Source organism: Methylobacterium sp. Leaf99 (genome assembly GCF_001422375.1).
Classification (GTDB): domain Bacteria; phylum Pseudomonadota; class Alphaproteobacteria; order Rhizobiales; family Beijerinckiaceae; genus Methylobacterium.
In genome coordinates, this window is sequence record NZ_LMMU01000009.1 from 251,484 (window position 1) to 265,242 (window position 13,759).

Consider the following 13,759-nt stretch of genomic DNA (forward strand, 5'->3'; position numbering starts at 1 on the left):
CCGAGAACTGGTCGAAAATACGCGTTGCCGGGGACCGGACCGTCAGCACCAGCCGCGCGCGATGGCATAGAGCACCCAGAGGTCGCGCTGCGTCGGTCTGCCGAGCCCCACCCCGCTCTCCTTCAGCCGTCGCGCCTCCCGCTGGAGGCGCAGCTCATGACGCATCGCCCTGACGTGGCGCAGCACGGCGAGTTGGAGCGGCCACGGCGCGGCGGGTGGGAGCCGCCAGCCGTTGCGCGCCCCGTCCCGTCGCCAGGCGGCATCGCAGTCGGCCCGGGTTCGCGTCTCCATCCCGGACCTCACACCCGGGGACCGCCGCACACCCGTTTCTGCGCGACCACGACGATCGACGGCCGGACGCCCGGATGCTTTTCAATTCTGGAGATTTCGAGGCCTCGACGGCGACGCGACAGCATCGACCGAGGTCGCGATGCGCGCGTGGGCTCAAGGGAGTCAGAACGATGTCCGAACGATCCCGCCATGGGTTCGCCGAACCCGTGAGACCTGATTGAGGAAGCCATGAACCCGTCCAAGCGATCCGCGCTCGTCGGAGTTGATGGTGGGCACTACAGGGTTCGAACCTGTGACCCCTACCATGTCAAGGTAGTGCTCTACCGCTGAGCTAAGCGCCCTCACCGGCGGCGTTCCCCGCCGGTGAGGGGGGCTATAGCTTCTGGTTTTGGGGTGCGCAAGCGCAAAGGCGGCTTCGCATCGCGCGGCGCGATCCATTTTTCTGCGCCGATCCGGAAAGTAGGCTAAGGGCCGGGGCCGGCAGCCCAGGGGGCGGTCTCCCGTCGGGGCCTCAATCCCTGGGGGCCTGAATCCTCGGGGAGCAGAGATCCTTGGGGAGCAAAGATCCTCGGGGCCCGAAATCCCCGGGGGGCCGGGCACGCGAGCAACGGTGAGGAATGCGGTTCTACGTCGATCACGACCTGGGCGATGAGATCCGATGCTGGGTGGTCCCGGACAACCCCCTGGCGATCAGTCGCGTCTTCGTCTCCGTGGAGGGGCGCCGGGTCGCCGAAGTGCCGGCCACCATCACGGATGACGGCATCCGGGCCAACGGCTGGCACTCCACCGGGCAATGCGTCTTCCGGCTGACCCCGGAGGAGGTGCCGGGGCTCGCGGAGGCGCGGCGGGTCGAGGTCTACGACACCGACACCAACGTTCTCATTTACCGGCGCATCCGCCAGGACGGGATCCGGACGGGCAAGGTGCTGCTCGTCGACACCAGCATCGTGCCGGAGACCCGCATCCCCTCGGCCCTGTTCGACCGGTTCCAGCAGAGCTACCTCGGCATCGGGCGCCTGTCCGACGAGGTGCTGCGGGTGCTGTTCGAGAGCCCGTGGCTGGCCTCGTCCTTCCTGTCCGGCGCCATCGTCGTGCCGCGCTACGAGGGATTCTTTGCGAGCGAGGGCTTCCTCACGACGGCCCTGGTCCACGACCCCTACACCGAGATGGCGACCCGCCTGCTCTGGCTGAAGGCCCGCACCGCCGTGGCCGCCGACCCCGGGCAGGCCTGGCGCCTCGGCCGCCTCGCCGAAGCGGCGGATTTCGCCGGCGACTACGATTACGACGACCCGAAGAGCCTCAAGCGCTTCTTCCGGATGATGCCGGAGCCGGCCTACCGCCTGCTCTACAATCCCCTGGCCCGCCAGTTCGGCACCAAGCTGCCCGACGACCGCATGACCCCCGGCAATTCCATCGTCGCCATCGAGATCCTGGCCCGCGTCGGCGTCGTCGGCCACCGCGACTTCTACGAGGCCTTCGCCACCACCCTGTTCGACCGCCTCGGGATCGAGGCCGTCGTGCCCGAGCCCGAGCCGATTTCCGAGACGGTCCTGGCCCTCGCCGCGCGCCTGCGCGGCCTGCGGGTGGCCCAGGACATGCTGGTGTTCGACGTCGCCATGGCGGACGCCGTGCGCGATGCCGTCGCCAAGGGCTGGACCGTCTGAGCATGGCGCAGGACACGGTCGCGACGCCGTCGGCCCGCCTGCCCGGCGGCACGCGGGCCTTCGCCGCCGAGGGGAGCGCCCTGCGCCTCGATCTCACCGGGGCTGGCCTCGGCGGCGCCTGGGTGACGATCCGGTTCTCGGACACGGGCAGCGGCGGGATCGCCCGCCTCCTGATCACCCAGCTCTGCGCGGACCGGCAGGGCGCGGTCCTGTCGGAAGAGGCGTTGGGCGGCGACGGGTTCGCCTGGACCGGGCGCCTGCCCGAGGGCGTCAGCGCCCTGGTCCTCTCGCCCCTGGCGCCGGGCCGGCCCTTCGCCCTCGCGGAGTTCTCGATCCGCCGGCGCGGCCGCCTCGCCCTCACGGCCCGCGCGGCCCTGCGGCACCCGACTTCGACCGCCCGCGCCGTGTACTGGCGCTGCCTCGGCCTGAAGGTGCGCGGGCGCGGCCTGCTCACGGCTGCGCTCGGCCATCGCCGGGGCACCGGGTATCCCGCCTGGATCCGGCGTTTCGACACCCTCGACGGCGCCGAACGGGCCCGCCTGCGCGCCGAGGCCGCCGCGTGGCCGGACCCGCCCCTCATCTCGATCCTGATGCCGGTCCACGACCCCGCCCCGGCGGTACTGGAGGCGGCCCTGCGCTCGGTCCGGGCGCAGCTCTCTCCGCACTGGGAACTCTGCGTCGTCGACGACGCCTCCACCGACCCCGCCGTGGCTGGGCGTCTCGCGGCCCATGCGGCGGCGGACCCGCGCATCCGGGTGATGCGGCGCGCCGTCAATGGCCATATCGCGCGGGCCACCAACGATGCCCTCGCCATGGCGCGGGGGGGCTACGTCGCCTTCCTCGACCATGACGACGTCCTCTCCGAGACCGCCCTGTTCCACGTCGGCACCACCGTGCGCGCCGATCCCGGCCTCGTCCTGATCTACAGCGACGAGGACAAGATCGACGGGCGCGGGCGCCGCTTCGAGCCCCACTTCAAGTCGGGCTTCGACCGCGAACTCCTGTACGGGCAGAACTACATCAACCACCTCACGGTGGTGCGGACGGCCGACTTGCGGGCCCTCGGCGGCCTGCGCCCCGGCTTCGAGGGCAGCCAGGACCACGACCTGCTCCTGCGCCTCACCCGCGGCCTCGCGCCGGAGCGCGTGCGCCACATCCCGAAGGTGCTCTATCACTGGCGTGCCGCCGGGGGCTCCGGCACCTTCTCCGACCGGGCGCTGGCGCAGGCCGAAGCCGCGCGCCTGCGCGCCCTCGCGGAGGTGGCGGCGGCTTTCGGCGCCCGGGCCGAACGGGGACCGCTGGGTTTCAACCGCCTCGTGCGGCCCCTGCCCGATCCGGCCCCGCGCGTCTCCGTCATCATACCGACCCGCGACCGGGCCGAACTCCTGGGGACGGTCCTCGATGGCCTGTTCGCCGCGACGGACTACCCGGACCTCGAGGTCGTCGTGGTGGACAACGACAGCCGCGAGGCCGCCACCCGTGCCCTGTTCGCGCGGTATGCCGGGGAGAGGCGCCTGCGGGTCCTGCCCGTGCCGGGACCGTTCAATTTCTCGGATCTGTCGAACCGGGGGGCGGCCGCCGCCACGGGCGCGGTGCTGCTGTTCCTCAACAACGACGTCGAGATCGTCGAGCCCGGCTGGCTCACCGAGATGGTCTCCATCGTCCTCGACCCCGGCGTCGGGGCGGTGGGCGCCAAGCTGCTCTATCCCGACGGAACCCTCCAGCACGGCGGCATCGTCCTCGGCATCGGCGGGGTCGCGGGCCACAGCCACCTCGGCCTGCCGGGCGCCGAGCCGGGCTACTTCGCCCGGATGGTGCTGACGCAGGAGGTCTCCGCCATCACCGGGGCGTGCCTCGCCGTGCAGGCCGATGTCTTCGCGGAGGTCGGCGGGTTCGATGCCGAGCACCTCGCCGTCGCCTTCAACGACGTCGACCTGTGCCTGCGCCTGCGCGGGGCCGGCTACCGCAACGTCTGGACGCCGCATGCCCGCCTCGTCCACCACGAGTCGAAGAGCCGCGGCCCCGAGGATACGCCGGAGAAGCGGGCCCGGTTCGAGGCCGAGACCCGGGTGATGCAGGCCCGCTGGGAGCCCCAGCTCCGGGCCGACCCGTACTACAATCCCAATCTCGCGCGCGGGTCGGCACATTTTCGCCTGTGATCCGCCCCGGCCCGCTCTCCGACGCGGTGGAGACCGGTTCGTTGCAGGAAGGGATCACGCGACGCGGCTCCGGCCGATCGGGACCCGCGGCCGCGTGCCCGTGAGAGTTGATGTTGCAGTGCGGTGACACTTCGACGCATTCGGTCCGGTCACGCCCTGCAGGCCGACGACGATCCCGCGCCCTGTGTGTCTTGGACGTGACAGGCCTGCCTTGGAATTGCTTAAAGTCGGGATGATAAACCGGCCCGAGGCCGTGGAAGCGGCGCCGCCCGCGGGTCGTGGGCGACGGGGTCTGCCCCCGATCCGATCCACGAGGGCCACCGGGAAGCACATGGCATCTTTTCGCAAGTCGAGTCCGGATTCCAAGTCGATGTCCCAAGACGCGGCCGCCGTGCCGTCCCGGTCGCGTCCGCCCTCGGTCGTTCGCGACGCCTGATCTGTTCCGGGGCCGGTTTCGTATCCGGTCCCCGCGGCCGTTCCCGACCGGAACCGGGCCGTTCCTCGATGAAGACGCGCAGCGGGATCGTCAGTCCTTGCGCGAGCCTCGCCCGCCCCCTCCCCCGTGTGTTGGACACCGTCGTGGTGCCATACTAAGGGTCGGGCGGATTGCCCGGCCCCTTCCCGGGGCCGGTCTCGTTCCCCGTTCAAGAGCGTGTGCGAATCGAACGTGACTCAACGTACAGACATCGCGATCATCGGTCGTGCCTGCCGCCTCCCGGGTGCCTCGAACGTCGAGGGTCTGTGGCAGCTCCTGACGGAAGCCCGCTGCGCGGTCGGCCAGATTCCGGAAGATCGCTGGTCCCTGAGCCGGTTCGGGCATCCCCGCGCCCAGGAGCGCGGCAAGAGCTACACCTGGTCGGCGGGCATCCTCGACGAGATCTGGTCGTTCGATCCGGGCGTGTTCGGCATCTCGCCCCGCGAGGCCGAGCAGATGGACCCGCAGCAGCGCCTGCTGCTCGAACTCACCTGGGAAGCCCTGGAGGATGCCGGCCTGCGTCCCTCGGCCGTGGCCGGCACCCAGATCGGCGTGTTCGTCGGCGCGTCGTCCCTCGATTACGGCAACCTGCGCATCCTCGACACCGCCTCGGGTGACGCCTACGCCGCCACCGGCAACACCCTCTCGATCCTGTCGAACCGCATCTCCTACATCTACGACCTGAAGGGCCCGAGCTTCACCGTCGACACGGCGTGCTCGTCCTCCCTCGTCGCCCTGGATTCGGCGGTGGCCGCCATCGCCAGCGGCCGGATCGACACCGCCGTCGTGGCCGGCGTCAACCTGCTGGCGAGCCCGTTCAACTTCATCTGCTTCTCCAACGCGCAGATGCTGTCGCGGCGCGGCCTGTGCAGCGCGTTCTCGGCCCAGGCCGACGGCTACGTCCGCTCCGAGGGCGGCGTCGTCCTCGTGCTGCAATCGGCCAAAGCCGCGGCCCGCGACGGCAACACCGTGCGGGGCGTCATCGCGGCGAGCGGCGTCAATTCCGACGGCCGCACCACCGGTATCTCGCTCCCCTCGGGCTACGCGCAAGGGGCGCTCCTGGAGCAGGTCTACCGCGACGCCGAGATCGACCTCGACAAGGTCGTGTTCGTCGAGGCGCACGGCACCGGCACCCCCGTGGGCGACCCCATCGAGGCCGGCGCCATCGGCGGCAAGCTCGGAAAACCCCGCCGCGAGCCCCTGCCCATCGGCTCCATCAAGAGCAACATCGGCCACACCGAGCCGGTCTCCGGCCTCGCCGGCCTGCTCAAGGCGAGCCTCGCCCTGGAACACGATTTCGTGCCGGCCTCCCTGCACGCCGCCGAGCTCAACCCCGACATTCCCTTCACCGACCTCAACCTGTCGGTGCTGAACAAGCCGCTGGCCATTCCGCGCGGCAGCGCCGAGCGCTTCGCCGGCGTCAACTCCTTCGGTTTCGGCGGCACCAACGCGCACATCGTCCTCACCGACGGCGCCCGCGTCGCCGCCAAGGCCGAGACCACCCGTGCGCCCGAGATCCTGCTGCTGTCGGCCCAGAGCCGCGCCGCCCTCAACGAACTCGCCCTCGACTACGCCGAGCGCTTCGACGGCGCCAAGCCGGCCGAGATCGCCCGCATCGCCGCCGCCGCCGCCCATCGCCGCGAGCGCCTGTCGTCGCGCCTGGCGATATCCCTCGACGCCGACCTGCCGATGGCCCTGCGCGCCGTCGGCGAGGCCGAGGACACCGACGCCGCCCTCATCGGCACCGCCATCGACCGGTCGGCCGAGGTCGCCTTCGTCTATTCGGGCAACGGCAGCCAATGGGCCGGCATGGGCCGCGAGGCCTACGAGGAGAACGCGGTCTTCCGCGCCGCCTTCGATCGTATCGACACCCTGTTCCTCAAGCTTTCGGACTGGTCCCTCAAGGAGGCCCTGTTCGCCGAGGACCTCGACGAGCGCCTCGTCCTCACCCGCGTCTCCCAGCCCCTGATCTTCGCCATCTCCAGCGCCTCGACCACGGCCCTGCGGGCCCGTGGCCTCCACCCGAAATACGTGCTCGGCCACAGCGTCGGCGAGATCGCGGCGGCGGAAGCTGCCGGCATCCTCAGCCTCGAGCAGGCCGTGAAGGTCATCTTCTTCCGCAGCCAGCACCAGGAATCGACGCGCGGCCTCGGCACCATGGCGGTGCTGCTGGCACCCGCCGACGAGATCGAGCTGTTTCTGCAGGACTACCCGACCCTCGACATCGCCGCCTACAACAGCCCCAAGGCCATCACGGTCGCGGGTCCGGTGAAGGACATCGACGCCGCCATGAAGGCGCTCGCGCGCAAGCGTCGGCGCGGGCGCAAGCTCGACCTCGAATACCCGTTCCACGGCCGGCTCATGAACCCGACCGAGAAGCCGCTCCTGCGCGACCTCGCCGGCCTCAAGCCCCATGCCGCCACCACCGCCATGGTCTCCACCGTGACTGGCACGGTGCTGTCCGGTTCGGAATTCGGCGCCAGCTACTGGTGGCGCAACATCCGCGAGCCCGTGCGCTTCGCCCAGGCCGTGCAGGAAGCCACCCGCCAGGGTGCCCGCGTCTTCGTCGAGGTCGGTCCCCGCGCCACCCTGCTGTCGCATATCGGCGACGCCATCGAGCCCCTCGGCATCGAGAACGCCACCATCGGCGTCCTCCACCGCAAGCAGGCCGGTGGCGATCCCATCGCCCGCACCGTGGCCGCCGCCCTCGTCCAGGGCGCGGCCGTCGACGAGACCACGGTGTTCGGCCAGAACCCGAAGGGCGACGTGTCCCTGCCGCTCTATCCCTGGCAGCGCCGCTCCTTCCGCCTGGCCGAGACCTCCGAGGGCGTCGGCGCCACAACGCCGCGCACCTATCACCCCCTCTACGGCGCGCGCGTCACCGTGGACGGCCTTGAATGGCATGGCCACGTCGACATCGCCACGGTGCCGGAACTCGACGATCACCGCATTGACGGGCAAGCGATCCTGCCGGGCGCGGCCTTCATCGAGATGGCGCTCGGCGTCGCCCGCGAGGTCATGCGCAGCGACACCGTCGTGCTCGCCGAGTTCGAGATCCAGTCGCCGATGGTGTTCGGCGAGGAATCCCTGCGCGAGGTCATGGTCCGGGTCTCGGGCTCCGGCAACGGCATCCAGATCCTGAGCCGGCCGCGCCTGACCCAGGCCGCCTGGCAGCTCCACGCCGCGGCCAAGATCGTGGACGGCACCTTCCAGCCGCCCGCGCGCCAGGACATCCCCGAGCCGGGCGAGCAGGCGGTGGACGGCGAGGCCCTCTACCGCATCGCCGCCGCCTCCGGCCTCGGCTTCGGCCCGAGCTTCCGTCAGGTCGCCCTGTCGGCGCGCATCGACGAGACCACCATCGTCTCCGACCTCGTCCCGGCCGAGGCCGACGCGCGCTTCGGCCTCGTGCCGGCGCGCCTCGACTCGTGCTTCCACGGCCTGATCCTGCTGTTCGCCGGTCTCATGGGCGAGGGCTCGACCAAGGCCTACGTCCCCGTGCGCTTCGGCGAGATCCGCCTCGTCCGACCCGGCGCCGTCATCGCCCGGGCGATGATCCGGACCCGCCGCGCCAACGAGCGCAGCATCCTGGCCGACTTCACCCTGGTGGATGAAGAGGGCGAGGTCATCGCCACCCTGCGCGAGGGCCGGTTCCAGGCCCTGCGCACCAAGAACGCCAACGAGCTGGCTGCCTACGCCATCGCCCAGCGGGCCGAGCTCGCCACCGAACCCACGGCGATCCCCCTCGATCGCCGCCAGCGCATCGCCGATGCCGTCCGGCCCCAGGCCAAGGCGGCCTTCGCCGCCGCCGAGGCCCCCCTCGCCCCCGGCCACCTGCTGCTGGAAGGCTGGGCCACCTCCATGGCCTACCGTCTGGCGGAGGGCCTGCAGCGCTCCGGCACCGTCGCCATCGACGAGCGCGTGCCCGAGGCCATGCGGCCCTGGCTCCTGAACGCCCTCCTGGCCCTGGAGAGTAGCGGCCTCGCCACCCTCGACGGCGAGCGCTGGACCCTGCGCAAGGACGTGACCCTGCCGGCGCCCGACGAGATCATGCGCTGGATCGCCGCCGATCACCCCGACCTCTCGGCCGAGCTCGTGCTCACCGCCGATATCGGCGCCGTGGTCGGTCGCCTGCTCGCCGGCGACCTCGTCCACGCCCCGACCCTGTCGCAGAACGCGCTGGACGCCTTCACCCTGCGCAGCGCCACGGCCCGCGCCTCGGCCGACGTCATCGCCCGGATCGTCGAGTCGGGCAGCGCCGCACTCCCCCGCGACCGCGCCCTGCGGGTGCTCCAGGTCGGCTTCGGCCCCCTGTCGGCCCAGGCCGCCGCCTTCGCCGACGGCATCGAGGCGCAGCTCTCGGTGTTCGAGGCCGACCGGCGCCTGGCCGAGCGCGCCCGTCTCGCCCTGCCCCGCGGCGTCACCGTCATCGAGGACGCGGCCGAGCTCACCCCCGGCGGCTTCGACGCGATCCTCGCCAGCGACGTGCTCCACCGCGCCGAGCCCGGAATCCTGCAGCAGGTGGCCGATGCCCTGGCCACCGGCGGCTTCCTCATCGCCGTCGAGCCCGGCGCCTCCCTGTTCCGCGACCTCGTCTTCGGCCTGACGCCCGACTGGTTCGACGTCACCGGCGACATGCCCATGGGGCGGCTCGACGACATCACCGGCTGGCAGCGGTCCCTCAGCGACACCGGCCTCGTCCGGGTCGCCGTCGATCGCGCGGTCTCCGACAACGGCGACGACCTCCTGTTCATCGCCGAGGCGCCCGTGCGGGCCCGGCCCGCCGCCGGACAGACTTTTGCGTTCGTCATCGGCTCGCACGATGCCTACGCGGCCGAGACCGCGTCGTCCCTCGCGACCCTGCTGGTCGCGGGCGGCGTCCACGTCTCGATCATCCTCGATTCCGAGCAGTCCCTGCTCGAGCTCGAGCGCGAAACCCCCGACACGGTGGTGTTCCTGGCCGGGGCCTTCAACACCGAGGGTCCGGCCGCGGACCGCCTGCGCGACCGCTGCCTCAGCCTGAAGCGCTGCGTCGAGCACCTCGGCAGCCGCCAGACCCGGCTCTGGGTGGTCTGCCCCGGCGCCACCCGCGACGACGGCGACGCCAACGGCTCCGTCGAGGCCGGCGTCTGGGCCTTCACCCGGACCCTCGCCAACGAGGTCGCCAACCTCGACGTGCGCCGCATCGACCTGACCGACACCCTCACCACCAAGCTCGCCGCCGAGCGCCTGCGCGACCTCATCCTGTCGGGCACCGCCGAAACCGAGATCATCCTCGATCCCGACCAGACCCGGGTCATCCGGTTCTCGCCGGGCCAAGCCGCGCGGCGGCCCGCCGCCGACGCGGTGCCGGCCCCCGCCGCCCGCCTGGAGCGCAGCAACACCGGCGGCCTCAACGAGATGGCCTGGGGCCCGGCCGAGCGCCGCGTCCCCGGACGCGGCGAGGTCGAGATCGCCGTCGAGGCCACCGGCCTCAATTTTCGCGACGTGCTCTGGGCCCTGTCGATGCTGCCCGAGGAGATCCTGGAGGACGGCTTCGCCGGTCCGCGCCTGGGCCTCGAAGTCGCCGGCCGCGTCCTGTCCATCGGCAAGGGGGTCAGCGCCTTCAAGGTCGGTGATCGCGTCGTCGCCTTCGCGCAGTCGGGCTTCTCGACCCACATCGTCGTGCCCGAGCTCGTGGTGGCGCCGAGCCCCCCCGGCCTCGATGCGCAGGCCGCCGCCACCGTGCCCGTCGCCTTCCTCACGGCCTATTACGGCCTCGTGAGCTGCGCCCGCCTGCGCCGCGGCGAGTGGGTCCTCGTCCATGGCGGCGCCGGCGGTGTCGGCCTCGCCGCCCTGCAGATCGCCAAGCTCAAGGGCGCCCGCGTCATCGCCACGGCCGGGTCGCGCGAGAAGCGCGCCCTGGTCAAGGCCCTCGGCGCCGAGCACGTCCTCGACTCGCGCTCGCTCGCCTTCGTCGACGATGTCCGCCGCATCACCGGCGACGGCGTCGGCGTGGTCCTGAACAGCCTGTTCGGCGAGGCGATGGAGCGCAGCCTCAACTGCCTCAAGCCGTTCGGCCGCTTCATCGAACTGGGCAAGCGCGACTACGTCGCCAACACCCATATCGGCCTGCGCCCGTTCCGCCGGAACCTGTCCTATTTCGGCGTCGATCTCGATCAGGTGCTGCAGCACCAGGGCGAGGACGGGGCGCGCCTGTTCCGCGAGGTCATGGCCCTGTTCAACGAGGGCGGCCTAAAGCCGCTCCCGTACCAGCCCTTCACCTCCGACGAGGTCTCGGACGCGTTCCGGCTCATGCAGCAATCGGGACACGTCGGTAAGATCGTCATCGCGCCGCCGAAGGCCGGCAGCGTGATGATGGCGCAGAGCTCGACCTTCGCCATCGCGCCGGACGGCGTCCACCTCGTCACCGGCGGCCTCGGCGGCTTCGGACTGGAGGCCGCGCGCTGGCTCGCCGACCGGGGCGCCAGGCGCATCGTCCTCGTCGGCCGCAAGGGCGCCGAGGGCGACGAGGCCAAGGCCGTCGTGGCCGAGCTGACGGCCCGCGGCATCGACGTCCAGGCCAAGGCCTGCGATATCACCAGCCGCAAGGCGGTGGATGCCCTGCTGGCGGACGTGGAGCGCGGCGGGCAAAAGCTCGCCGGCGTGATCCACGGCGCCATGGTGCTGCAGGACGGCCTCATCGCCAACATCGACGCGGCGGCCCTCGACACGGTCATCCGCCCGAAGGTCATCGGCGCCGAGCACCTCGACGCGGCGACGCGCTCGCGAAAACTCGACTACTTCGTGCTGTTCTCCTCGGCCACGACCTTCATCGGCAATCCCGGCCAGGGCTCCTACGTCGCCGCCAACGGCTTCATGGAGGGGCTGGCCCGCCGCCGGCGTAAGCTCGGCCTGCCGGCGCTCGCCGTCGCCTGGGGCGCCATCGGCGATGTCGGCGTCCTCGCCCGCAACCGCGCCGTCATGGAGACCCTGGCCGGCCGCGTCGGCGTCACGCCCATGGACGCCCGCCACTGCCTCGACCTCATGGCCGATGCCCTGGAGGGCCAGGGCAGCAGCACCGACGACGCCGTCGTCGCCATCGCCTCCATGCACTGGGGCAAGGCCCGCGAGCGCCTCGCCACCATGAAGAGCCCGAGCTACGCCGACCTCGGCTCGGACCAGCAGATGGAAGCCGGCACGGTGGCGGCCATCAACATCGGGACGCTGCTCAAGACCCAGGACATCGACACGGTGCGCAAGACCGTGGCCGACGCCATCGTCGAGGACATCGCCCGCATCCTGCGCCTGCCGAAGGACGACATCAGCCGCGTCCGCCACCTCTCGGAGATCGGCCTCGATTCGCTCATGGGCGTCGAGCTCGGGGCCAGCCTGCAGGAGCGCTTCGCCCTGGAGGCGCCGCCCTCCGGCATCTCGTCGGGGCTCACGGTCAACGAGCTCACCGAGACCCTGATCCAGTCGATCTCGGCCCCCGTGGACGAGGCGGCGGCCGCCGTGATGAGCCTCGCCCAGCGCCACGCCAGCGAGGGCGTGGATGTCAGGACCCTCGAACCGTTCCACGCGCTGGTCGAAGAGAACAGCCTCGTCATCAAGGAAATCCTGCCGTGACCAAGCCCGCGAGACCGGACGGCGGGCGCGCGGCGCTCGCAGGATTCGTCACCAACCGCCTCGGCCGCAACGCCAACCGGCCGGCCCCGGCGCGCGCACCCGCGCGCCCGGCCGGCGACCCGTCGGTGCAGAACTTCGAGACCCTGCCGGGCTACCGCGAGCTGCGCCTGCAGCGCTCGGCCGCCGACCTCATCGGGCTGGGCAACCCGTTCTTCCGGGTCCACGAGACCCGGGCCGGCGCCAACACCCGCATCGCCGGCAAGAGCTTCATCAACTTCTCGTCCTACGACTACCTCGGCCTCAACGGGCACCCGGACGTGAACGCCGCCGCCGCCAAGGCCATCGAGGATTTCGGGACCTCGGCCTCGGCGAGCCGCATCGTGGCGGGTGAGCGCCCGGGCCATCTCTCCCTGGAGAAGGCCCTGGCCGACCATTACGACACGGAGGCCTGCGTGGTGATGGTGAGCGGGCACGCCACCAACGTCACCACCCTCGGCGCCCTGATGGAGCCGGGCGACGTGATCTTCCACGATTCCCTCAGCCACAACAGCATCGTCACCGGGGCGCAGCTCTCGGGGGCGCAGCGCCGCTCCTTCGCCCACAACGATCTCGACGCCCTCGAGACCCTGCTCGGCGCCACCCGCCACGAGCACCGCCGGGCCCTCATCGTGGTCGAGGGCCTCTACAGCATGGACGGCGACGCGCCGGACCTCGCCGCCCTCGTCGCCCTGAAGCAGCGCTACGACGCCTGGCTCATGGTCGACGACGCCCACGGCCTCGGGGTGCTCGGCCGCACCGGCATCGGCCTCGCCGAGCATTGCGACGTCGACCCGCACGGGGTCGACATCTGGATGGGGACCCTGTCGAAGACGCTGTCGACCTGCGGCGGCTACATCGCCGGCCCGGCGGCGCTCATCGAGTACCTGAAGTGCACGGCCGGCGGCTTCATCTACAGCGTCGGCCTGTCCCCGCCGCTGGCCGCCGCCGCCGAGGCGGCCCTGGCGATCATGCATGCCGAGCCCCACCGGGTGGAGCGCCTGCGCCAGAACGGCAACCTGTTCCTCGCCTGCGCCAAGAAGCACGGCCTCGACACCGGCACGAGCCTCGGCCTCGCGGTGATTCCCGTCATCGTCGGCGACTCGCTGAAATCCGTGACCCTGTCGGACCGCCTGTTCAAGCGCGGCATCAACGTGCAGCCGATCATCCACCCGGCCGTGCCCGAGCGGGCCTCGCGCCTGCGCTTCTTCATCACCTCCGAGCACACGCCCGAGCAGATCCGCGAGACCGTGGACGCGGTGGCCGAGGAACTGCACGAGATCGAGAAGGGCGGCTCGCTCATCGAGCAGCTCATGTCGAAGCGCGGCAAGCCGTAGGCCGCACAGGCTCCTCCGCAGACATGGAAACGGGCCCGCGAGGGCCCGTTTTTCGTTGGCGATCCCGGTCCCCGTTCTACCGGCCGACGGCGTAGATCGACGCGCCTGCGGCGACGGGTGCGGTGACGGTTGAGAAGACCGAGAGCACCTTCTGGACCTCGGTGAAGGGGGCGTTGGAGACGTAGACGAGGG

At 71.4% G+C, this 13,759-nt stretch carries 5 protein-coding genes and 1 tRNA gene; 4 read left to right on the forward strand and 2 right to left on the reverse strand.

From position 1 onward, the window contains the following. Window positions 1-42: 42 nt before the first annotated feature. Window positions 43-291 carry a hypothetical protein gene (locus tag ASF28_RS17945; protein ID WP_056095758.1) on the reverse strand — a complete coding sequence of 83 codons (249 nt, stop codon included), beginning with the start codon at window positions 289-291 and terminating at the stop codon, window positions 43-45. Between the two features lie 266 nt (window positions 292-557). Next, a tRNA-Val gene (locus ASF28_RS17950) sits at window positions 558-632 on the reverse strand. Between the two features lie 276 nt (window positions 633-908). Between ASF28_RS17950 and ASF28_RS17955 the strand changes: the two genes are divergently transcribed. From ASF28_RS17955 to ASF28_RS17970, 4 genes are all read left to right on the forward strand, one after another. Continuing rightward, window positions 909-1,955, forward strand: coding sequence for a hypothetical protein (locus tag ASF28_RS17955; protein ID WP_056095761.1), 1,047 nt, complete (start codon window positions 909-911; stop codon window positions 1,953-1,955). Window positions 1,956-1,957: 2 nt separating this feature from the next. Beyond that, a complete protein-coding gene (locus ASF28_RS17960; protein WP_056095764.1) occupies window positions 1,958-4,114 on the forward strand; it encodes a glycosyltransferase family 2 protein in 2,157 nt (718 codons plus the stop codon). A gap of 667 nt (window positions 4,115-4,781) precedes the next feature. Further along, a complete protein-coding gene (locus tag ASF28_RS17965; RefSeq protein ID WP_157085640.1) occupies window positions 4,782-12,194 on the forward strand; it encodes a type I polyketide synthase in 7,413 nt (2,470 codons plus the stop codon). Continuing rightward, window positions 12,191-13,567: an aminotransferase class I/II-fold pyridoxal phosphate-dependent enzyme gene (locus ASF28_RS17970; protein WP_056095769.1), complete on the forward strand. Its 1,377-nt coding sequence runs from the start codon at window positions 12,191-12,193 to the stop codon at window positions 13,565-13,567. Before ASF28_RS17965 ends, ASF28_RS17970 begins: the two co-directional genes overlap by 4 nt. Window positions 13,568-13,759: the final 192 nt, after the last annotated feature.